Annotated in this window: 20 protein-coding genes; 7 read left to right on the top strand and 13 right to left on the bottom strand. The window is 42.9% G+C overall.

Annotated features, from left to right (window positions below):
* Positions 1–63: 63 nt before the first annotated feature.
* A complete protein-coding gene (locus tag KJS58_RS01730) occupies positions 64–3,141 on the top strand; it encodes a transglycosylase domain-containing protein (protein WP_213529898.1) in 3,078 nt (1,025 codons plus the stop codon).
* A 154-nt stretch (positions 3,142–3,295) separates the two neighbouring features.
* On the opposite strand, the gene acsA is transcribed toward KJS58_RS01730, so the two are convergent.
* Positions 3,296–5,020, bottom strand: coding sequence for an acetate--CoA ligase (gene acsA, locus KJS58_RS01735; RefSeq protein WP_213529900.1), 1,725 nt, complete (start codon positions 5,018–5,020; stop codon positions 3,296–3,298).
* Positions 5,021–5,254: 234 nt separating this feature from the next.
* On the opposite strand from acsA, the gene KJS58_RS01740 reads away from it, so the two are divergent.
* Complete coding sequence (locus KJS58_RS01740; protein WP_213529901.1) at positions 5,255–5,887, top strand: GNAT family N-acetyltransferase; 633 nt, start codon at positions 5,255–5,257, stop codon at positions 5,885–5,887.
* 83 nt (positions 5,888–5,970) lie between these two features.
* On the opposite strand, the gene KJS58_RS01745 is transcribed toward KJS58_RS01740, so the two are convergent.
* The 4 genes from KJS58_RS01745 to KJS58_RS01760 all read right to left on the bottom strand — a co-directional run bounded on the left by KJS58_RS01745 (position 5,971) and on the right by KJS58_RS01760 (position 8,839).
* A complete protein-coding gene (locus KJS58_RS01745; protein WP_213529902.1) occupies positions 5,971–6,669 on the bottom strand; it encodes a 5'-methylthioadenosine/adenosylhomocysteine nucleosidase in 699 nt (232 codons plus the stop codon).
* Between the two features lie 71 nt (positions 6,670–6,740).
* Positions 6,741–7,745 (bottom strand): catabolite control protein A, encoded by a 1,005-nt coding sequence (gene ccpA / locus KJS58_RS01750; RefSeq protein WP_191799051.1) that lies wholly within the window; start codon positions 7,743–7,745, stop codon positions 6,741–6,743.
* An 87-nt stretch (positions 7,746–7,832) separates the two neighbouring features.
* Positions 7,833–8,180: a bacillithiol system redox-active protein YtxJ gene (ytxJ, locus tag KJS58_RS01755; RefSeq protein ID WP_213529903.1), complete on the bottom strand. Its 348-nt coding sequence runs from the start codon at positions 8,178–8,180 to the stop codon at positions 7,833–7,835.
* A gap of 209 nt (positions 8,181–8,389) precedes the next feature.
* Positions 8,390–8,839: a hypothetical protein gene (locus tag KJS58_RS01760; protein WP_213529904.1), complete on the bottom strand. Its 450-nt coding sequence runs from the start codon at positions 8,837–8,839 to the stop codon at positions 8,390–8,392.
* Between the two features lie 243 nt (positions 8,840–9,082).
* Between KJS58_RS01760 and KJS58_RS01765 the strand changes: the two genes are divergently transcribed.
* On the top strand, positions 9,083–9,610 hold the full coding sequence (locus tag KJS58_RS01765) for a type 1 glutamine amidotransferase domain-containing protein (RefSeq protein ID WP_213529905.1): 528 nt from the start codon (positions 9,083–9,085) through the stop codon (positions 9,608–9,610).
* Between the two features lie 134 nt (positions 9,611–9,744).
* Here KJS58_RS01765 and ptsP read toward each other — a convergent pair whose 3' ends face one another.
* The 4 genes from ptsP to aroA all read right to left on the bottom strand — a co-directional run bounded on the left by ptsP (position 9,745) and on the right by aroA (position 15,227).
* Positions 9,745–11,481, bottom strand: a complete 1,737-nt coding sequence (gene ptsP, locus KJS58_RS01770; RefSeq protein WP_213529907.1) for a phosphoenolpyruvate--protein phosphotransferase — start codon at positions 11,479–11,481, stop codon at positions 9,745–9,747.
* On the bottom strand, positions 11,478–13,364 hold the full coding sequence (locus KJS58_RS01775) for a glucose PTS transporter subunit IIA (RefSeq protein ID WP_213529910.1): 1,887 nt from the start codon (positions 13,362–13,364) through the stop codon (positions 11,478–11,480). The genes ptsP and KJS58_RS01775 overlap by 4 nt, the downstream gene beginning before the upstream one ends.
* A gap of 119 nt (positions 13,365–13,483) precedes the next feature.
* Positions 13,484–13,912, bottom strand: coding sequence for a CoA-binding protein (locus KJS58_RS01780; protein WP_213529911.1), 429 nt, complete (start codon positions 13,910–13,912; stop codon positions 13,484–13,486).
* 25 nt (positions 13,913–13,937) lie between these two features.
* Positions 13,938–15,227 (bottom strand): 3-phosphoshikimate 1-carboxyvinyltransferase, encoded by a 1,290-nt coding sequence (aroA, locus tag KJS58_RS01785; protein ID WP_213529912.1) that lies wholly within the window; start codon positions 15,225–15,227, stop codon positions 13,938–13,940.
* A gap of 181 nt (positions 15,228–15,408) precedes the next feature.
* Here aroA and KJS58_RS01790 point away from each other — a divergent pair, with 181 nt between their 5' ends.
* Positions 15,409–15,705 (top strand): rhodanese-like domain-containing protein, encoded by a 297-nt coding sequence (locus tag KJS58_RS01790; RefSeq protein WP_213529913.1) that lies wholly within the window; start codon positions 15,409–15,411, stop codon positions 15,703–15,705.
* Between the two features lie 83 nt (positions 15,706–15,788).
* Here the strand turns inward: KJS58_RS01790 and KJS58_RS01795 are convergent, their stop codons facing one another.
* Complete coding sequence (locus KJS58_RS01795) at positions 15,789–16,301, bottom strand: shikimate kinase (protein ID WP_283771229.1); 513 nt, start codon at positions 16,299–16,301, stop codon at positions 15,789–15,791.
* A gap of 161 nt (positions 16,302–16,462) precedes the next feature.
* On the opposite strand from KJS58_RS01795, the gene KJS58_RS01800 reads away from it, so the two are divergent.
* A complete protein-coding gene (locus tag KJS58_RS01800) occupies positions 16,463–16,807 on the top strand; it encodes a hypothetical protein (RefSeq protein ID WP_249716843.1) in 345 nt (114 codons plus the stop codon).
* A gap of 8 nt (positions 16,808–16,815) precedes the next feature.
* On the opposite strand, the gene gndA is transcribed toward KJS58_RS01800, so the two are convergent.
* Together gndA and KJS58_RS01810 are read right to left on the bottom strand one after the other, a co-directional pair.
* Complete coding sequence (gndA, locus tag KJS58_RS01805) at positions 16,816–18,228, bottom strand: NADP-dependent phosphogluconate dehydrogenase (protein WP_213529914.1); 1,413 nt, start codon at positions 18,226–18,228, stop codon at positions 16,816–16,818.
* A gap of 265 nt (positions 18,229–18,493) precedes the next feature.
* The gene (locus tag KJS58_RS01810; RefSeq protein ID WP_213529915.1) at positions 18,494–19,093 is read right to left on the bottom strand and encodes a hypothetical protein; all 600 of its coding nucleotides are present in this window, start codon (positions 19,091–19,093) and stop codon (positions 18,494–18,496) included.
* Positions 19,094–19,427: 334 nt separating this feature from the next.
* Between KJS58_RS01810 and KJS58_RS01815 the strand changes: the two genes are divergently transcribed.
* Positions 19,428–20,060, top strand: a complete 633-nt coding sequence (locus KJS58_RS01815; RefSeq protein WP_213529916.1) for a YktB family protein — start codon at positions 19,428–19,430, stop codon at positions 20,058–20,060.
* Positions 20,061–20,162: 102 nt separating this feature from the next.
* A complete protein-coding gene (locus KJS58_RS01820; protein ID WP_213529918.1) occupies positions 20,163–21,638 on the top strand; it encodes an aminotransferase class I/II-fold pyridoxal phosphate-dependent enzyme in 1,476 nt (491 codons plus the stop codon).
* Positions 21,639–21,791: 153 nt separating this feature from the next.
* Here the strand turns inward: KJS58_RS01820 and KJS58_RS01825 are convergent, their stop codons facing one another.
* Positions 21,792–22,091 carry a DUF1292 domain-containing protein gene (locus KJS58_RS01825; RefSeq protein ID WP_160036999.1) on the bottom strand — a complete coding sequence of 100 codons (300 nt, stop codon included), beginning with the start codon at positions 22,089–22,091 and terminating at the stop codon, positions 21,792–21,794.
* Positions 22,092–22,125 lie beyond the last annotated feature (34 nt).

The raw sequence follows: 22,125 nt of genomic DNA on the forward strand, positions 1-22,125 counted from the left end.
GCGGGGATTCAAATGGCTTAATTTATGCTATAATAATGCCTGTTAAAAGGAGGAAAGCATTTGATGGTTGATGATCAGAATAAAAAACCTGAAGAGAAGCCTTCCCGCAATCGTTTTTTCCGCAGGCTGGGTAGCTTTGTGAAGTGGGCTTTCATATTAGGCATCATGGGTGTTCTATTTGCAGGTGGTGCACTAACAGGCTACATAGCTTCTATTGTAAAAGACGAACCCGTTCGATCAAGAGCTGAAATTGAGCAAGCGATAGGGGAAAATGCACTGACGGGCTTTGCTTATTTCGCTGACGGGTCTCCCATAGGTCAGCTTCGGACCGAGGAGGATCGGCGAATCGTAGAATTTGAGGACATTCCTCAAAAGGTAATAGATGCAGTGATATCGATTGAGGACGATTCATTCTACGAGCATAAAGGTGTCGACATAACAGGAACACTTCGTGCAGTAAAGGAACGGGTACTAAACGAACCCGTACAAACGGGAGGCAGTACCCTCACTCAGCAATTAGCTAGAAGAGTATTCCTTAATCTGGACAAAACAGAGGACCGAAAAGTAAAAGAGATCTTATTGTCCCTTCGATTGGAAAGATTTCTAACGAAAGATGAAATTATAACAGCCTATCTAAATAAGGTTCCTTTCGGAAATGGCTCAAGCGGATATAATGTCTATGGCATTAAAGCCGCTGCCAAGGGGATTTTTAATATTAACGATCTCAATGATTTAAACATTGCGCAAGCTGCCTATTTAGCAGGCCTTCCGCAACTCCCCTCTTCTTATTCTGCTTTTAACGGAAAAGGGGATTTCAACGAGAAGAACTTTAATAATGCGCTCGAGCGTCAAGAACGTGTTCTTGGACGAATGCTTGCCCTTGGTAAGATTACGCAAAGTGAATATGATGAGGCAATTGCTTTTGATATCAAGTCTTCGCTTGCACCAAAAGTAGCCAAAGCGTATAATACCTATCCTTATCTGATGCTCGAAACGGAACGTCAAGCTGCGAAGGTTCTGATGGAAGTACTTTATCCAGAAGCTTCGGAAAACGGCGAGACAACCGCTGAACAATTGGAAGAGGCTCAGATTCAGCTGCGTACCGGCGGTTACCGGGTGTATACGACAATTAACAAAACGGTATACAAAACGATGCGCTCGATCGCTGAAGATGACAGTAATTTCTCTGCCTATGATGAAAACAAAGGTCTTGAACAAACGGCATCGATGATGATCGATCATAAAACCGGGAAAATCCTCGGTATGATTGAAGGCCGTGATTTTAACGTAGAGAATATGAACTATGCTACTCAGATGGTGAGACAACCCGGTTCTGCAATGAAGCCGATTGCTGCTTATCTTCCTGCCTTAGAAGAAGGTCTGATTCAGCCGGCATCCATTATCGATGACTCACCGATCATTTTGAAAGACGGCGGCAAAGGATTCCACATTCCTAAGAACAGTAACGGAAGATACAGCGGGCTTGTTACCGCAAGATATGCACTAAATCAGTCTCTCAACGTTCCTGCTCTAAAATTATTTAATGAAGAAGTCGGAATGGAGAAAGCTTGGGATTTCGCCAAAAGTCTCGGAATCACTACACTTACTGAAAATGACTATAAGAACGCAACAACAGGTGTGCTCGGAGGTCTAAGTCATGGTGTAACCGTAGAAGAGTTAACGAATGCTTATGGCGCGATTGCGAACAATGGTGTATTCCATGATGCCTACATGATTGAAAAAATCGTGGATTATAAAGGTAACATTGTATACAGCCACAAAGCAGAGCCTAAGCAAGTTTTCTCTGAACAAACGGCTTATCTTATGACCGATATGCTCCGTACTGCCATCTCAGATGGAACAGGAAAAGTCGTAAGAGATAACTTTAAGAAATATGGCGATATTGCTATCGCAGGTAAAACAGGAACAACGCAAAATTACGGCGATGTATGGTTCGAGGGATACACACCTGATGTTACACTCGGCGTATGGGTTGGTTACAAGACACAGGCGAACACGCTGGAGACGAAAGCTCAGAAAGAACGTGCTCGTAGGCTGTGGGCTAAGATCATGAACGAAGTTTCCGAACAGGAACCTGATTTGTTTACAACCAAATCGTTTACGAAGCCGGATGGTATCACAACGAAGACCGTATCCGCTTATAGCGGTAAACTTCCTACTTCGGCTACAGATAAATTCGTGACCGATCTATTCAATACCAAATATGTACCAACCGAATATGATGATGCGGTAGGCAAAGCGAAGTACATCACTTATAACGGGGTAAACTATATTCCAAGAGATGAAACACCTTCGGATATGCTTAAAGAACAAACCGTGGTGAAAAGAAAGCGTGCAATTTCCGATCTCATTAAGGATTTGCAAGCTGCATTCAAGAAAATGAGTTCACATGAGCCGCTTTCCTATTATTTGCCTACGGATGCGGATGATGACATGCCTACAGAAGTCGACCCTAGACGGGACGATGGCAGCGCTCCTGACGCCCCAGGGAACGTCAGAATAAGCGTAAGCAATGATAATGCGGTAATCACCTTTAACCCAAGTTCAGCAAGTGACGTCGTTGGTTACAGGCTGTACCGAAGCACAAACGGCGGTCCATTCCAGAATCAAGGTAAAGTTGTACTTGCAGGTAATCAAACAACCTTTACTTCCTATGCAGGCGGTGGTGCTCAGTTTTACATCGTAGCAGTGGATGTAGCAGGAAAAGAGTCCGCACCAAGTGCTGTAGTCGGCAGTACGGCCCCTGCTCCACCGCAAGAAGAAACACCAGATGAAGGCGTAATTGAAGTTCCTGGTGAAGTGGTAGATCCAGGTGACAATTCTGCAGAAGAAAATAATACAGATCCATCATCTTCTGCTGCAGTTCCATCTGCTCCTAGCGGAGTGACTGCTGCAGCTACAGATCAAGGTATTACGATTTCCTGGGCTCCACAAGAAGGAGTATCGAGCTTCCATGTATACTACAGTGAAACGGGTCAGGAACCGTTTAATGAAGTAGGTACAGCAAGCTATACTTCCTTTAAATATAACAATGCTGAAGCTACGGGAGCCTTCCGAGTAACGGCTGTCAATGAAGCGGGTGAATCAGCCCCTTCTGCTGCGGTTAGTGTAAGCCCATAGGATTCATCGATAAAAAACATAAAGCCGAGCATAGAGGGGATTTCCCCTGTATGCTCGGCTTTTGTTATAGATCTATAAATAAAGACATACTGCAATCATAAGAGCCATCTGCGATAAGGCAGATGGCTCTTATGTCCGTATTAATGACTATTGCTTAGTCTTCTATCGTTGAAAGATCACCTGTCGGCAAATCTAGTTCCCATGCTTTCAGTACCCTGCGCATGATTTTACCGGATCTTGTCTTAGGTAATTTTTCTTTAAACTCAATCTCACGAGGTGCTGCATGTGCAGATAAGCCCTCTTTTACAAATCGGTAGATGTCATCTTTCAGCTCTTGGGAAGGTTCATATCCTTCTCTCAGCGCTACAAACGCTTTAATGATTTCCCCTCTTACCAGATCCGGTTTACCGATTACACCCGCTTCTGCGACCGCATGATGCTCAAGCAGCTTGCTCTCTACTTCAAAAGGTCCGATACGCTCACCAGAAGAGTTGATTACATCATCTATTCGTCCTTGGAACCAGAAGTAACCTTCATCATCCATATAGGCAGAATCCCCTGAAATATACCAGCCCGGTATTCTGAAATACTCCTCATACTTGGCATCATTATTCCAAATCTTTCTCATCATGGATGGCCAAGGTGTTTTAATGGCTAGATTGCCCATCGAGTATGGCGGCAGTACTTCGCCCTGGTCATTAACTATAGCAGCTTCGATTCCCGGTACGGGCTTACCCATTGAACCTGGTTTGATGTTCATTCCTGGATAATTGCAGATCAACTGTCCGCCTGTTTCGGTCATCCACCATGTATCATGAATCCGCTGCTTATAAGCTTTGGTTCCCCAGCGGACCACTTCTGGATTAAGCGGTTCTCCTACCGATAACACATGGCGGAGTGTTGATAGGTCATACTGTTCAATGACATCCTCTCCTGCTCCCATGAGCATCCGGAAAGCAGTAGGCGCACTATACCATACGGTTACTTTATTCTTTACAATCGTTTGATACCAGTCCTGTGGGCTAAACCGTCCCCCGCGAATCACATTCGTAACTCCATTTAACCAGGGAGCAAAAATCCCATAAGACGTTCCTGTTACCCAGCCTGGATCGGCTGTACACCAATAAACATCTTCTTCTCTTAAATCAAGAACTACCTTACCTGTATAGTAATGCTGAAGCATGGCGTTGTGTACATGATATACCCCTTTAGGTCTACCCGTAGAACCAGAGGTGTAATGAATGAGCATTCCATCTTCTGGCGTCAGCCATTCCGGTTCAAGCGAATCTGAAGCTGCAGCCATCTCTGCATCATAGTCAACGAGCCCTTCTTCTTGCTGCGTGCCTCCGCCTACAACAAAGATATGTTTTAAAAGCGGCAATTCATCACGTTTAATTCGCAGCAGCAGTTCTGGGGTTGTGACTAATGCGACAGCTCCGCTATCTTCCAAACGGTCTTTTACCGCTGTTTCCATAAATGCTTCAAAAAGCGGGCCTGCAATTCCTCCCACCTTGAGTATACCGAGTAGACTAAGGTAGAGTTCTGGACTTCTCGGCATAAAAATAAATACACGATCGCCTTTCGAGATGCCGTATTTACGCAGCACATTCCCAAATCGATTCGAACCTTCGCTCAGATCTAAAAAGCTATACTTCTCATCTCGATGAGCATCACTGTACAATAGTGCGGTTTTCGCACCTCGTCCTTCTTCGACGTGACGATCAATTGCTTCATAGGCCATATTGACCTTGCCTGTCTCATTCCATGTAAAATCCTTTTTTACCTCTTCCCAACTAAACTGGGCGCAAGCCTGATCGTAATCTCCGAGATTACTTCGTTCTGCGACAGTCGCGATGACTTCATTCTGTATTTGACTCATTGTCTACTCGGCCTCCCCTAAGCTACATCTTCACAATGTACAAGTTCGTTAGCGCTTACAAAAAATCAAATTCATTACCATCTACTTTTATAACGCGGGAATAGTTACTCAATTGTGAATAAATTATGTCTGGATTATTATAGCATAAATTCCATTTTTGACACTATTCCTTTTCATTTTTTTATATATTTGCTATAAGTAGGGTATGACAAGTCAAAGGAGCACGAAAAACTGATGGAACATATCAAACAGCACAATGTCCACTCCTTTCAAAGGAACGGCAGGGAGATTGTTGTTGAAGGCCCAGTCCCTTCTTCCCTTTTACAGAGTTATCATATGCACCCGGATCTTGACGCTTTTCGAAGACCGAATGAACAGCATGAAGCCCTGGTTGAAATTTCAGCGCTGGCTGAAGGGAGAATTATTCTTGCCCGTGAAGGCCAAACGATCATTGGATATGTAACTTTTCATTATCCCGATGAAATGGAGCGCTGGTCGGAAGGAAATATGAAAGATTTGATTGAACTTGGTGCCATTGAAGTTGCAGACGAATTTCGTTCTTACGGTATTGGAAAAATGTTAATTAGTACTGCTTTTGAGCATGAACAGATGGAGAATTACATTGTATTCACTACAGAATATTACTGGCATTGGGATCTTAAAGGAAGCGGACTTTCGGTTTGGGATTACCGAAAAATGATGGAGAAACTGATGAAGACCGTTGATATGGAGTGGTATGCGACAGATGATCCCGAAATTTGTGCACACCCTGCTAACTGTCTTATGGTTCGGATCGGCAGAAATGTGCCTCTCTCTTCAAAAGAGCAATTCGATAAAGTGCGATTCAGACATCGTTATATGTATTAGTTTAAAGAAAAAGACAGGAACCCCGAAGTTAACCCGGGATTTTCCTGTCTTTTGATTATTACAGAGGAACAGAGGATTACTACTTAACCGATCTCAAGTAACATCGATTCCACAATTTTATGAGACTTATGGGAGGCCTTCACTGTAAATTCAGCAAAATTGACATGTGCGGACCCGTCTGCTTTGTCAGACATACCACGCAGAACAACAAAAGGTACATCATTCATGTAACATACTTGCGCCACTGCTGCACCTTCCATCTCCACACAAGCGCCGTCGAATTCTTCATAGAGTCCTCTTACGGTATCTTTGCTAGCGATAAACTGGTCGCCAGAAAGTACAATCCCTTTACGCAGTGGTACGGAGAGCAGTTCACATGCTTTTTCTGCCAGACGAATCAGTTCAGAATCAGCCGGAAACGCAGATACTTCCTGATAAGGAATTTCCCCGCGTTTAAATCCAAGAGGAGTTACATCCATATCATGCTGAATGCATGCCGTAGATACGACAATATCACCGATCTCAAGTTCAGGGTGAACTGCCCCAGCCACTCCAGTAAAAATAACTTTAGAGATGTTAAACTTCTCAATCAGCATTTGTGTGGTGATTGCTGCATTTACTTTGCCTACTCCAGACTTACAAACCACAACATGTTGTCCATAAATATCTCCTTCAGCATAATGAATACCTGCATAGGTATGCTGCTTTACATTCTCCATGCCTGTAAGAAGAAGTTCTATCTCTTCTTTCATAGCTCCTATGAGCCCTATTGTAGCTGTCATCGATGTGATCCCCTTTACTTGATTAATCGGCAAAAAAGCCCCGATTACCGGAGCTTTTCCTATTCCATATTTTACACGTGACTAACAGACAAACGCAAGATCGTTTCGTGCGGCAAAATAACACGTGGATTTTCTACGTTTTCTTTTTTCATCAGTTTCGTAAGCAGTCGCATAGCTACAGCACCTAGATCGTACATTGGCTGTGCTACCGTAGTGAGCTGCGGACGAACCATAGATGCCATACGAATGTTATCTACACTAATAATAGAGAAATCATCCGGCACTTTAAGTCCTTCGTCCTGAATACTATGAATCGCACCGATTGCCATTTCATCCGTTGCACAGAAAATAGCAGTTGGTTTTTTCTTAAGACCTAAGAAATATTTCATAGCTTCGACACCAGATTCATAACGATAGTTCCCGATGCGTACTAAATCTTCTTGATATTCAATACCCGCAGTTTCCAGCGCACGCTTGTACCCTTGGAATCTTGCATAACCATTCGCAGGATCTTGAAGCGTTCCACTAATCATGGCAATCTCACGATGCCCATGACGAACGAGTGTACTTACCGCATCAAAAGCTGCAGTTTCATGGTCAATATCGACCGAAGGATAGGTTCCTTTCTCGTCACTAGTTGCACAAAGGACAATAGGGACCGCAGAAGTTTGGAAGGCCTGAATATGTTCATCCGTAACCGTTCCGCCCATGAAAAGAAGCCCGTCTACTTGTTTTTCAAGCAGTGTGTTAATAACACGAATTTCTTTTTCTTTCTTCTTGTCGGCATTACACAAAATAATGTTGTAATGATACATATTAGCGATATCTTCAATTCCCCGAGCAATCTCGGCAAAAATTGAGTTTGAAATATCTGGAATTACGACTCCGACTGTCGTTGTTTTTTTACTAGCAAGTCCTCTTGCTACTGCATTCGGGCGATAGCCGAGTTGCTCAATTGCTTCATATACCTTTTTTCGTGTCTGAGGTTTAACGTTTGGATTGTTGTTGACTACTCGAGAAACCGTTGCCATTGAGACACCGGCTTCACGCGCTACGTCATAGATCGTTACCGTCACATTCCTTCTCTCCATTTGCAATAAATTTTCAGTTCATTTTCAATTCAATTATGATACGACATAAGATTGCATCATGCAATGTGGGCTTTAAGACTCGCTTAAAACCGAACTTAAGCCACTTGATGTGATTTGGGAATGGGAAGTATGCCATACGGGTGTGCCGTTTTTCACAAGGATAACCTGTGGAGACTCATGCCTTACACCCAAACGATCTGCAGCTTCTAGTGAAACACTGCGATCTTCGACGACATAAATGATACTATAGTTTACTTCATCTGCGGGACTATCTTGCAAATATGCTGATACTTCTTTATACGCATGCGCGCTAATAGGACAGCGGGTGCTATGTTTGAATAACAGAAGCGGTGCTTCCGAAGATAATGCGATACCGTCATTTAATTGCTCTATAGTATTTATTCTTGTCAACGTTTTCATAACATATACATCCCCTTTCATAAGTTCAGCAGCGAGTGGATCGTACAAAGAAAATGATGAATATGAGAATGGTAAGGGATTCCATGCAAATACATGAAAAATCGCTTCGTGTCTTGTTTTCATACTTTTCAGAAAATCTTACACTAACAATATAGTAACAAAAAATAACGAGAAATGCTAATTTTCAGTTCGTTTCAGGGTGTATTTTTTTATCCTGCTTCTGAAAGATGTTCTTCCAAGTGGAATTGTGACAGCTGCTCAAGTCTCCGCTGTGTATCACTCATCCAACCTTCATCGTTCATCTGTAGGGCACACTGATACACATCAAGAAGTAAATTAATACGCTCCTCTTTGTAAACTTCAACGACATCTCCGATTTTTTCTAAGTCCATCTCCACATTCCTCTTGTATAGGTCACAGAACAAACTAGCTACTTCATCAATATCCGAAAAAATCACAACTTGATACGGATCATGTAAGGATAGCTCTATCGTTTGAAGATACTCGGTTAAATGAGCTTTTACGGGTTTAAGTACTTCATAAGTGGAACAGGACATACACGAAAAAATAGGCACATTTTTCACTTCTATCTTTTTAGCAAAAATTACGGTATGCAGTTCAAGACTCATCGGTTGATTGCAATCGCACCATCTGGGCATAGGATCACCGCCTGTAACATTGTTTACATGCAAGTTTCGTGTTTCTTCTACAATAAATCTTCGACTTCTTTATCATAAATCCTGCTGTTACAGGCACCAGAACGATTTGCTAATTCCATCTCATATGTCTATGCTGAAAGACACCATAGAGTTATAATCCTGTTCAAAAGTGAGCACATTTGGTATCTGAGCTGCTCTCCGTTACACTAGAAGTAAGAAATAAAGAAGGAGTGAATGATTGTCATGAGATTGACTGGAAAAAAAGTAATTGCGCTCGTAGATGAAGAATTTGAAGATTTGGAGTTATGGTATCCCGTGCATCGTGTACGTGAAGAAGGGGCTGAGGTTCATCTTGCCGGTGAAGTAAAGGATAAGGTGTACGTAGGTAAATACGGGGTTCCTGCTACAGCGGAATACAGCTTTGAGGAACTAAACAGTGCAGATTATGACGGTATTCTCGTTCCTGGAGGCTGGGCGCCGGACAAGCTGCGCAGATATCCCAAAGTGATCTCTTTGATTCAGGAGATGAATGCAGAAAAGAAAGTAATCGGACAAATATGTCATGCAGGATGGGTACTCATATCCGCCAAAATTCTACAAGGGGTTACTGTTACTTCGACACCAGGTATTCGCGATGACATGGAAAATGCGGGTGCGATCTGGAAAGATGAAGCGGTTGTTACCGACGGACATATCGTATCTGCACGCCGTCCTCCCGATCTTCCCCCTTACGGAAAAGCTTTCTGTGATCTTCTGGCAGAAAGATCATAAGATATTTTCTAAGACGAGTGAGTAGATTTCTACTCGCTTCGTCTTTCTTTTTTTCATTAAAAAAATAAAAAGGACGGATCCCGCCGTAATCTGCTTACGACGATATCCATCCTTTTTATATATAAACATAAAGATCAGTTTAATCTCTCTGTATTTTCCTCAATAAACTCTTCTAACCTCGCTTCAATGTCATGACTTCTTGACATCGAAATACAAGATTTAGCCACTGCCTTCGCTTCCTCAGCACACGTATTCAGCAGTCTATGCTTCACTCGAAGTAATGATTGCGGAGACATACTAAGATTATGAATTCCAAGCTCAATCCAGATCGGTACTGCTCTCTCGTCCCCAGCCAGTTCTCCGCACACACTGATATCAATTCCTGCCGTATGAGCAGCATCAGCGGTCATCTTCAGCATGCGCAAGATCGATGGATGGAATGGATGATAGAGATGAGCGATCTGTTCATTCATCCGGTCAACAGCAAGTACATATTGTACAAGATCGTTCGTACCGATACTAAAGAAGTCCACTTCCGCTGCTAGAAGATCCGCTATAACAACAGCAGCAGGCACTTCAATCATAATACCAATCTGAATATCCTTATCATAAGCAATCCCTTGCTGATCAAGATCCCTCATTGCTTCACGCAATACCTGATTCGCTTCCCGAATTTCGTCGATTGAAGAAATCATAGGATACATAATTTTCACTTTTCCATGAACACTAGCTCTCAGAATGGCCGTCAACTGAGCTTTAAATAAATCTTTCAAATCTAAACTAATCCGAATCGCACGATACCCAAGGAAAGGATTATCCTCCTCTGCCAGCGGAAAATAGTCGAGCTGTTTATCTCCGCCGATATCAAGTGTTCGAATGACAACCGACTGACCTCCTGCTCTCTCAACAACATGACGATATACTTCATATTGTTCTTCAATTGTAGGAAAAGTTGGCCGATCCATGTAGAGGAACTCGGTGCGGAATAATCCGACCCCTTTTGCCCCGTGGCGAAGAGCCATCTCCAACTCTTTTGTTGAACTGATATTAGCAGCAAGATTCATAATAGTACCGTCTTTCGTAACCGCGTCAACTTCAGCAAGCACTTGGAGTTGTTCCTTTTTACGAAGCTGCTGGTTACGAATACGTGTGTATTTCTCCATCATTTTCTCGCTCGGATTCACATAGACAGTGCCTTCATCTCCATTGATGATAAGCGTATCTCCCGTTTGCACAGGAAGGTTCACGCTATTCTCAAGTCCTGATACCATAGGGATGCCAAGTGCTCTTGCCATAATGGCAGAATGAGACGTCTTGCCCCCGATTAGAGTCACGATCCCAAGTACATAGTTAGGATTTAGATGGGCAAGCTGCGAAGGAGATAGTTCTTTGGCAACTAGGATATAAGGCTGTGTATCTGAAGGGAGCGTAATTTCCGGGGCCCCCAGCAGATGTTTTAACAACCGATTTCCTACATCTTTTATATCTAAAGCACGCTCTTTCATATACTCATCATCAAGTAAATCAAACATCGTTACAAAATGATCGATTGCTTCTTTTACCGCAACTTCTGCCGCCTTATACTGGCGTTCAATAATCCCTTGGATTTCACTCATAAATACAGGGTCTTCCAGTATAGCCAAATGGGCATCGAAAATACTGGATTCCTCCGGACCCACCACTTCATTAAACTCTTGCTTTATTGTCTCAATCTCATTGCGAGATGTTCTTATGCCTTCATACAGCCGTTCAAATTCTTTGGCCAGGTCAACGACGTCCATTTTTTGGTCTGGTAAATCCCATTCCCAACTGGGAAGGACAAATGCCTTGCCTATAGCGACGCCTGCCGCTCCTGAGATGCCTTGTATCATGCTTCTATCCCTCCAACATTCCTATCTTCATGTAGTACAACAGACATTACCGGTGCCTGGCCTTTTCTAACATGTTTAAATGGCGCATAGCTCCATGATTTCACTCGGTCGGGATTGGTGATCACCATTGGTGTAACTAATGAAGGAGCTTCCTTCCTTAGTCTATCCAGATCAAATTTGATCAATAGTTGACCGGCCTCCACGACATCTCCTTCTTTTACTGCAGCTTCAAAACAGCCTTTAAGTTGAGATGTGTCAATCCCAATATGAAGCAATACTTCTAGTCCTTCCGGTGTTTGAATTCCAATGGCGTGCATCGTTGGATACAGATGCATAATGGTGCCGTATACGGGTGAAAGAAGCTCTCCATTCTCCGGTACAAATGCGACCCCGTCACCTACAAGCTTACCGGCAAATATTTTATCCGGTACATCCTCGATTGGCAACATTTTTCCCTGAACCGGCGCGCTGAACAGTACTTGCGGTAAATCACGCTCAAGCAGTTTGGCAATTTCTTCACGTATGAGCTCAGAATAGGTACCGAATACAACCTGTACATTTCCGCCTCCAAGCTTGATGAGACCCGCAGAACCAAGTGCCTTCATCGCACTCACATCAATTAAACGATCATTATGAACGGTAATTCTGAGCCTAGTAATACATGCTTCTACCTGAACGATATTACGTTTCCCCCCAAGTGCCTCAAGTATAAGCGGGGCTTGATATGGGATACTGCCAACCCAATCTTCGAGGACTGAACCTTCTTCACGCCCTGGTGTAGGAATACGGAACGTACGGATCGCCCATCGAAATAAGTAATAATAGATGAGGCCGTATACAATCCCTATTGGAATAAGAAGTAATCCGTTCTCGGACAAATGGAAATTCAGTATGTAATCAATCGCGCCCGCAGAATAAGAGAATCCATGGCGTATTTCAAGTAAGTAGCTGATCCATAGAGCAAGTCCTGACATAACCGCATGAACGATAAACAGGTAAGGCGCTGCAAACAAAAAGGCAAATTCAATCTGTTCTGAGACCCCTGTCAAAAAGCATACTAGAGCTGACGTAATGAACGTCTTGTAGACTTTCGGCTTCAAATCTTCTCTAGCTTCCTGGATAATCGCTAAGGCGATCGCTGGAATGGCGAACATCATAATAGGAAACAGACCTGACATGAAGTATCCTGCTGTTGGGTCTCCTGCAAAAAAGCGAGGCAAGTCTCCCGTTACTACCTGACCGCCTACAGTCTCATAGGAACCAAGCTGAAACCAGAACACATTATTCAGCAAATGATGTAGTCCGAAAGCGACCAATACCCGGTACAAAATTCCATATAAAAAGAGTCCAAATCCTCCCAGTTGATATTCCATGGAAGCAATCAGGTCTAGCAAAGATTGGATGATAGGAGCAATACCCAGCATCACACAGGAAAATAATGCTGCAATGAGTCCTACAATCAGTAATACAAAACGAGATCCTCCGAAGAATTGTAAAATCTCAGGAAGTCGTATACTTTTAAATCGATTATGTGTAATTCCGGCGATGGCGCCAAGAATAATACCGATGAGTGAAGCAGGCTGAACGCTTCCATCTCCAAAATGGCTTACTACCTGATCGTAGATAATCATCCCCGACAGAGCAGCAAGACCGGCTTGACCCGCCTGATTCGATAAACCAAGCGCCACACCCACCGCAAATAAATACGGCAAAAAATAAAACAGGCTTTGACCTGCAACTGTAGCGATTCCGCTTACACTTTCAAATCCCCAAGAATCCCATGGCAAACTGCCTACACTCAGCAATATGGCTGCTGCAGGTAAGACCATCGTCGGGAGCATCACAGCTCTGCCGAGCTGCTGTAAGGAACCGAGCCAATTCATGGCACCCTCTCCTTTCTAATCTAGATGGTAAGCGTTCCATGTCTTTTTGTCAAAATGAATCCTGTACCTCTTTTTAAAAAGTAAAAAGGCCCCTCATAAAGGGACCTTTCTTTCATCATTTACCTCTGCTCTTTGCCAAGTAAAATGGAATCTTCCACTTTAATGCATCGATCCATGATGACCGTCATGCCATGTTCTTCACCAATCTGAGCTGCTTCATCACTGACAACACCGAGTTGTAACCATAGTACTTTAGCTTTGATCTCGGCTGCCTCTTTTGCCACTTCACCGCAGTATTCACTCCGGCGGAATACATTTACGATATCAACAGGCTCAGGAATGTCCGCAAGTTTTGCATAACATTTCTCCCCTAGAATTTCATCTGCTCTAGGGTTAACTGGAATAATGCGATATCCCCTGCTTTGCATAGCTTCTGAGACCATGTAAGAAGTTCGGTCCGGTTTATCTGATAAACCGACAACAGCAATATTTCCAGCAGAACGAAGAAGTTCTTTAATCTCATCCCGTGATGGGTTTTCAAATGCCATAATGATCAGCACCTTTCTAACATTACTATACCCATTCTACGTTGGCGCCAAGCGCCTGTAAATGATCGAAATATCCAGGATAGGATTTTGCAACGTGATGAGCATCTTTAATACGCAGCGGCTCTTTGGAACGAAGACCCACCACCGTGAGTGCCATAATGACACGATGATCATAATGAGCGTTAATTTCAACGCCGCCTTCTACCCCTTCAGGTCGTCCGTGGACAATAATCTCCGCTTGTCTTTCTTCGACTTTTGCGCCAGCTTTACTGAGTTCATGTAAATAATCGGTGATTCGGTCGCATTCTTTATACCTTAAATTCTCCACATTATAAAAGCGCGAAGTACCTTCCGCAAAAACAGCTGCTGCAACCATAGCAAGTACCGCATCCGTAGCTGCATCTCCATCAAATTCGACAGCCGTAAGTTTCCCATTTCCTTGAACATGGACGATATTATCTTCATGTGTGAGCGGAACATTCATCATCTTCAGCACATCGATAATAGCACGTTCACCCTGTTTACTCTTCTCCATTAACCGCGTAACCGTTACATCTGAATTTGTCACCGCAGCCGCTGCTAAAATCGCTGCTGATCCAGGATAATCTCCTTGAACTGTATAATTCGCCGGTTGATATTTTTGAGAACCAGGAACTTGAAAAGACATATAGTCATCACTTGCATGAATAATGATACCAGCTTGTTCTAACACTTCGAGTGTTTGCCCGATCACGACTTTCGATTTCAGATCATGAAGGACTTCAATCGTACTATCCTGCGGAAGAAGCGGTGTCAGAAAGAGCAGCGCACTCAGATACTGAGAACTTACAGATCCCGATACTCGAATAACTCCGCCTTGCGGCTTACCGCCACGAATGGTGATCGGCAGTCTTCCCTCCTGATGATCTACTTCGGCGCCCAGCTGCTCGAGTGCATCAATTAAATCTTGATGAGGCCTTTTACCAAGAGATTCTGGGTATGTATTAACGAATGTAATCTCCTCACCAAGTGCGGCAATCCCCATTAGAAAACGCAGAACGGCTCCTGCATTCCCTACATTCAGTTCACCTGTGGGACGAGGTGTAGAGCCAAAACCAGTAATGGTTATTTTCTCATCGTCTTCTACAAGAACAGCACCCAAATCTTGAATACAGCGGCGCATCGCATCGCTGTCCTCACTGTGGGCAGGATAATAGATTGTACTCGTTCCTTCTGCTAATGCAGCAACAAGCAAATAACGCGTTGTGTAGTTTTTAGAAGATAAAGCGTCAATCGTTCCCGTTAAGGAAGGGGTGTTGTTTACGATAACATCCATAGTTATAACTCCTTTTTTATATATAATCAGCTGCGCTTAATACTCGGGAACAACCTTCATAATGAAATGTAATGAAATTGACAGTCTCCTCTTCCCTTCGGTATCATGGTATAGTTATCCATAAGAACTTGTCCATTCGGATTACACCAATATATAGTAACCATAGAAAAGAGGATGACTCATGAATCAAATACTCGAGATTACACCTGCTGAACTTAAGGCTCGTCTACAGTCAGGAGAAGCTATTCAAATGATTGATGTCCGTGAAGATGAGGAAGTTACTGCTGGAATGATTCCAGGAGCAAAACATATTCCACTTGGACAAATTCCTGATCGTCTTGATGAGATCGAGAAAACGCAGGAAACAATTTTGATCTGCCGCAGTGGTTATCGCAGTGAAAGAGCTTGTGAATATCTAACAGAACTCGGATATCCGAGCTGTGTGAACCTTGTTGGCGGCATGCTTGCCTGGACTTAATTAAGAGTAGCCGAACGGGCAGGCAGCGCCTGCCCGTTTTCTTTTTACGATCATACTACAATGTACCTGAAAAGCACAACAGCTTAGACGCGGTAAAGCGTTAAAATATGACGAACAACTTCTTCCGGGCTTAACTCCGAAGTATCAATGGTAACATCTGCAAAAGAATATGCATCTTTACGTTCTTCCATTATATTCTTTACCCGTTCCTCTATATTACCTGCAAGCAGCGGTCTATCATCATTCGACGATACACGTGAAATAATTGAATCTGCACTCGCTGTCAATGCGATAACCCAACCTGCTTCTTTCATTAGTTCCCGGTTCTCCGCTCGAAGTACAGATCCGCCTCCCGTAGAAACGACTTGAGAAGTCCCTTTGAGAATTCTACATAAGGTATCACTCTCTACTTGGCGAAAATAACTTTCTCCCTTTTCTTGAAATAAGACGGGGATTGGACAGCCTTCTTGTGCTTCTACATCCGTATCAATATCTATGAGCGTGTATCCAAGTTCTTGTGCCAGTATGCTGGATACTGTTGTCTTGCCTGTGCCCATCATTCCAATAAGAATGATATTATCCGCTTTGCTGCTCACTGCCTTGCCACCCCTTCATTATAAGACCCAGTTAGTTCCATCTTTTTTTATTCTACTAAACATAACACAGAAAAAAAGATCCGCCAAGAAGCATATCAGGACATCCTTTTACGTATGGATGATAGAGAAGAAAAGGATAGATACCTGTAAGGAGTGTGAACATGATGGATGATTTAGCTTATCTGCCCGTACTGAAACTACCTGTGCTTCCTAGCAGAATCACACGTATCTTTGAACCAGGTTATGTGATATGCAGAGATGACGTACTGCTCGTACTGCATTATGTACAACAAAAAGTGGCTTTGGAAGACCCACTTCTCATGGATCTACCAAAACCACGTCTTATTACTAATTTTCAATATTTTAGTGAAGCTGCGATGTTGCTGTTGGGAGAGCATACCTCTTCCTATTCAACACAAGAAAGACTAAGGACCTGTTTGCACGAGGCACTTTATGGTCTTCGCGGAGAAATGCAGCAAAGCAGCATGAATTATAGTGTATCTTAAAGCCGTTCTTATTTTTCCATCCAGTTGTGGTGGAATGTTCCTTCTTTGTCCACACGTTTGAACGTATGTGCACCGAAGTAGTCGCGCTGTGCTTGAAGCAGATTCGCTGGAAGACGTTCTGTACGATAGCTGTCATAGTAAGAAAGAGCACTGGAGAATCCAGGTACCGGAACTCCTTTTTCTACAGCAACAGAAATCACTTTACGCCATGCATCTTGGTAAGATTCCACAACATTTTTGAAGTATGGATCCAAGAGCAGGTTTTTCAGTTCTGCATCTTTATCATAAGCCTCTTTGATGTTTTGCAAGAATTGGGAACGAATGATACATCCTCCGCGGAAGATCATTGCAATGTTTCCATATTTCAAATTCCAACCATATTCGTCGGAAGCAGCGCGCATTTGAGCAAAACCTTGTGCATAAGATACGATTTTACTTGCGAACAATGCTTTACGAACGTTCTCGATGAATTCTTGTTTATCACCGGAGAATGGCTCTGTTTTTGGACCGCTGAGCACTTTACTAGCTGCAACACGCTCTTCTTTCATCGCAGATAAGAAACGGGAGAATACGGATTCAGTAATCATAGACAATGGAACGCCGAGATCCAGCGCACTTTGGCTTGTCCATTTTCCTGTACCTTTTTGTCCAGCAGCATCGAGGATCACATCTACCATTGGTTTGCCTGTTTCTTCATCATATTTAGAGAAGATATCAGCCGTAATTTCGATCAGGTAGCTGTCAAGCTCGCCCTTGTTCCACTCGGAGAAGAGTTCGTGGAATTCTTCGGCAGTAAGACCAAGTACATCTTTCATCAAATGATATGCTTCGCCGATCAGCTGCATATCACCGTATTCAATACCGTTGTGTACCATTTTTACATAATGTCCAGCACCATCAGGACCGATATATGTTGTGCAAGGCTCTCCATCTACTTGAGCCGCGATCGAAGTTAAGATTGGTTTTACAAGTTCATAAGCACTTTCCTGACCTCCAGGCATAATTGCCGGGCCTTTCAGTGCGCCTTCTTCACCACCGGATACACCAGCACCAATGAAGCGGAAACCTTGCTCTTCCAGTTCTTTGCTACGGCGAACCGTATCAGGGAAGTAAGCATTACCACCATCGATAATAATGTCGCCTTTGTCTAGATGAGGAATAAGCTGCCCAATCGTTGCATCTGTAGCTGGTCCTGCTTGTACCATAATAAGAATCTTACGCGGAGATTCAAGAGATTGTACAAACTCTTCAATAGAGAAGAAGCCTTCCAAATTTTTACCTTCTGCTTCTTTCAGAAGATCCTGTGTTTTTTCCGGAGAACGGTTAAATACAGACACCGTAAACCCCTTGCTTTCAATATTCAGGGCTAAATTCTTGCCCATTACGGCTAGACCGATAACGCCAATTTGTTGTTTAGTCAATATATTCTCCATCCTTTGCCACGTTATTTTGATGTATCTTATGTTACTAGAGCCGTCCGGGTAAGGAACTTGTCCATAAGCAGACAGTTATCATTCCTTAAAAATTATGTAAGCAAAAGAAGGACGCCCTAACAATAATCCTATTCTAACGCTTTTGCAAAAGGAAGTGAACCCCCCGCTAAAGTGTAAACAAGGATAAAACACCTCTTTTCATGAGGTGTTCATCAAATACTCATATAAATAATAGTATGGTTCATACGGCTATTTACCATTCAAGCATGAACATTCGATTCTGCATTTGCTTTAAATAGTTGCGGCAAGACTCCGCCTTAGCCTCGTCTCCATTATGGATGGCGGCATGAAGCCGTTCGAGTTCATCATCCACTTCCATCTTTAACAAGAGCAGTCTCATTTCCCCTTCTTGCGATGAGAACATTTCCTCCATCTCTTCCATCGTAGGGGTCGGCCCCTTCTGATAGATCACCCTTTGTTTAAAACCCGATACTTCCACCAGACGTATAACCTCGCCGAACAATATATTCTCTATAACGATGATGTGATCTTTAAACCTGCGGACAACCGCATGGCCTCGAGTATCTCCAATGAGTTTCTCTATGAACTCGGCAAGTTTCGCATCCTTAATAATATAATCACCAATCAACTTGTAATCGCCCGTACGCATGAGTTGAAATTTCAGTTTAACCAATTTACGACCCGTTCTCACGGAAAGAATGAACAAGCTTTCATCTTCACTCCAATACAGCGAATATCCTTCCTGAATTAAGTCTTTGATGAGCTGTTGGATATGCCGACGGTTAAACCGGAGCTCTAGATTGCAGTATTCCACTTCATAGCTCTTGTTCACGGCACTTCCTCCTCCATGCCGGATGATTGATCCGGAGTCTTATTATGTGACTTTCCGCCATGGCCCCTATGATCTACGCTTCACCATAAGTCGGCTTACCCTATTTTATACGACACGTAAGGTAAGGGTACGTAGTTATAAGTCCATTTTTTTAAGACACGAAATCTTCATTAACAATACAGATAAGGGACAGGCTTTAAGGAAGTGCGAATGGAGGTACCTGTGTTATAATGAGTCCCATATTGTTTTGTATCCTATTATATTGGCAAGTGATAAGGTTCATGCTTATATAAATAAAACTTGTCCATTTACACATAAGGAGGAAGTTAACCCGATGACTACACTAAAATACCCTTCATTTACATCCAAAGATTTTGATGTCTTTGATGTACCTGGGCTCGAACCACGAATGGAATTATTAATTGAGAGAATTCGTCCAAAACTGAACGAGATTGGTGCAGCAACTGCCCCGTTTCTAAGTGATTTAGTTGGAGAGGAAATGTTCGTTCATGTAGCTAAACATGCTAGACGTACCGTGAATCCGCCACATGATACTTGGGTAGCAATCGCTAATAACAAACGTGGTTACAAGGCATATCCTCATTTTCAAGTAGGAATGTTTGGTACTCATGTATTTGTTATTTTTGCCGTTATTTACGAAAGCAATAATAAGGAAATCTTTGCTGAAGCATTAGAAAGACAGCTTGATGATGTTATGGAACATATTCCAGGGCACTTCTACTGGTCTACAGATCATATGAATCCAGAAGGAACCCTTCATAAAGATCTCTCGAAAGCAGATTTTAAGAAAATGGCCGAACGATTAAAAACCGTGAAAAAATCAGAAATATTATGCGGACTGCGTATTGAACAGGATGATCCAGTTCTTCTAGACGGAGAAGCCTTTGGTAAAAAGGCTCAAGAAGTATTTACCCAGCTTGCGCCGCTTTATAAAATGGCTTTTTAATGAAGTGAGATTTATCACAAAAAATTCGTTACAATCTTTATCCATTTTGCTATACTCATTTAGGTTTATTATTTCAAATAGAGAAAGGTTGTGACAGAATCCATGGATCACCGTCGTACGCCGCTTTTTACAGCACTTAAAACACACGCGGCTAACAATCCGGTACAGTTTCACATCCCTGGTCACAAAAAAGGACTTGGAACAGACTCTGAATTCCGCGAATTTATAGGGGATAATGCCCTTTCCATAGATTTGATTAACATCGCGCCGCTTGATGATTTGCATCAACCGACGGGTGTTATTGAAGAAGCTCAAATGCTTGCAGCTGATGCTTTTGGTGCGGACTATACGTACTTTAGTGTGCAAGGGACAAGCAGTGCCATTATGACCATGATTCTGTCTGTATGCGGACCTGGTGAGAAGATCATCGTACCGCGTAATGTTCACAAATCGGTTATGTCTGCCATCATTTTTTCGGGAGCTAAGCCTGTGTTTGTCTCTCCCGTGAGTGATGAGAATTTAGGTATTGATCACGGTATCACCGTCGGCTCGGTGCGGCGTGCCCTAGAACGTCATCCTGATGCCAAAGCCGTGCTCGTTATTAACCCTACCTACTTTGGTGTATGTGCAAATCTGAAAGAAATCGTGGATCTTGCGCATAGTTACCAAGTACCTGTACTTGTTGATGAAGCGCACGGAGTCCTTATTCATTTTCACGAGGATCTTCCAATGTCAGCTATGGAAGCAGGCGCCGATATGGCAGCAACGAGTGTTCATAAGCTCGGCGGTTCGATGACACAGAGTTCAGTACTCAACCTAAACACCAAAAATGGATTTGTAAATCCACAGCGAGTTCAAACGATCATCAGTATGCTGACGACCACTTCAACTTCTTATATATTGCTTTCATCACTGGATACATCTAGACGCAACCTTGCGCTGAATGGACATTCCATGGCCCAAAAAGCAATTGATCTTGCGGAATATGCAAGACGTTCGATTAACGATATCGAAGGATTGTATTGTTTTGGCGAGGAAATACTTGGAGGAGAAGCAACGTATAGCTATGATCCGACCAAAGTGACCGTTCATGTACGTCATCTTGGCTTAACGGGATACGATACGGAGAACTGGCTGCGTGAACACTATAATATTGAAGTCGAGATGAGCGATATGTATAACATCCTCTGTCTCATTACACCAGGAGACAATGATGAAACAGTAAATACGCTGCTTGATGCACTTCGTGAATTGTCCAAAACTTATTATAATGTCAACACAGCTAACGATTTAATAGTCAAAATCCCAGAAATTCCTCAGCTCATGCTTACACCGCGCGAGGCATTTTACGGAGATACAGAAATCATTCCTTTTAAAGAATCCGCTGGTCGGATTATTGCTGAATTTATCTATGTATATCCCCCTGGTATTCCAATCCTGCTTCCGGGAGAGGTTATTTCTCAGGAAAACATTAATTATATTACGGAACACGTTGAGGTTGGATTACCGGTAAAAGGTCCTGAAGACCGCTATATTACGAATGTAAAAGTAATTGTAGAAGCAGATCCGATCTTCTAACACGAACGAATACACGATTTATACAGCAAGGACCTGCTCAGCTGACAAGCTGCGCGGGTCCTTTTTTTAGGCTTTTCAGGCGTTCACTTTATATATTAGCAACAAAAAAAGAAGCCTCTGATACCTAGAGACTTCCCTTGCTTCATTTCGCTCTTATTGCTGCTCTTCAACCATTTTGTTAAATGCAGCTTCTACACGATTCCACTCATCTTCATCTTCGATTTGATAAAGACTCACTTCATCGCCCTCTTCTTCAAAGCGAAGAATGAGGCCGTCTTCTTCCGGATTGTTGCGCTCAACAAATACCGCATATTCCTTATTGTCTACATCAAAAGTTTGAACCAGAATCATTTCAATCTCTTTACCGTTCTCATCTTCAAAGATAAGCACCTGAGGTTCGTGGTCGTGGTCGTGGTTGCAGTTCTCATCATGTACATGGTTATGATCGCTCATTCATCTATACCTCATTTCATTTATACTTGTATTG

Origin of the sequence: Paenibacillus sp. J45TS6 (assembly GCF_018403285.1) — a bacterium.
Classification (GTDB): domain Bacteria; phylum Bacillota; class Bacilli; order Paenibacillales; family Paenibacillaceae; genus Paenibacillus.

Coding starts and splice junctions, on each gene's coding strand:
- KJS58_RS01730 (WP_213529898.1), top strand. CDS start 64: ATGGTTGATGATCAGAATAAAAAACCTGAAGAGAAGCCTTCCCGCAAT.
- acsA (WP_213529900.1), bottom strand. CDS start 5,020: ATGAGTCAAATACAGAATGAAGTCATCGCGACTGTCGCAGAACGAAGT.
- KJS58_RS01740 (WP_213529901.1), top strand. CDS start 5,255: ATGGAACATATCAAACAGCACAATGTCCACTCCTTTCAAAGGAACGGC.
- KJS58_RS01745 (WP_213529902.1), bottom strand. CDS start 6,669: ATGACAGCTACAATAGGGCTCATAGGAGCTATGAAAGAAGAGATAGAA.
- ytxJ (WP_213529903.1), bottom strand. CDS start 8,180: ATGAAAACGTTGACAAGAATAAATACTATAGAGCAATTAAATGACGGT.
- KJS58_RS01760 (WP_213529904.1), bottom strand. CDS start 8,839: ATGCCCAGATGGTGCGATTGCAATCAACCGATGAGTCTTGAACTGCAT.
- KJS58_RS01765 (WP_213529905.1), top strand. CDS start 9,083: ATGAGATTGACTGGAAAAAAAGTAATTGCGCTCGTAGATGAAGAATTT.
- ptsP (WP_213529907.1), bottom strand. CDS start 11,481: ATGATACAAGGCATCTCAGGAGCGGCAGGCGTCGCTATAGGCAAGGCA.
- KJS58_RS01775 (WP_213529910.1), bottom strand. CDS start 13,364: ATGAATTGGCTCGGTTCCTTACAGCAGCTCGGCAGAGCTGTGATGCTC.
- KJS58_RS01780 (WP_213529911.1), bottom strand. CDS start 13,912: ATGGCATTTGAAAACCCATCACGGGATGAGATTAAAGAACTTCTTCGT.
- aroA (WP_213529912.1), bottom strand. CDS start 15,227: ATGGATGTTATCGTAAACAACACCCCTTCCTTAACGGGAACGATTGAC.
- KJS58_RS01790 (WP_213529913.1), top strand. CDS start 15,409: ATGAATCAAATACTCGAGATTACACCTGCTGAACTTAAGGCTCGTCTA.
- KJS58_RS01800 (WP_249716843.1), top strand. CDS start 16,463: ATGATGGATGATTTAGCTTATCTGCCCGTACTGAAACTACCTGTGCTT.
- KJS58_RS01815 (WP_213529916.1), top strand. CDS start 19,428: ATGACTACACTAAAATACCCTTCATTTACATCCAAAGATTTTGATGTC.
- KJS58_RS01820 (WP_213529918.1), top strand. CDS start 20,163: ATGGATCACCGTCGTACGCCGCTTTTTACAGCACTTAAAACACACGCG.
- KJS58_RS01825 (WP_160036999.1), bottom strand. CDS start 22,091: ATGAGCGATCATAACCATGTACATGATGAGAACTGCAACCACGACCAC.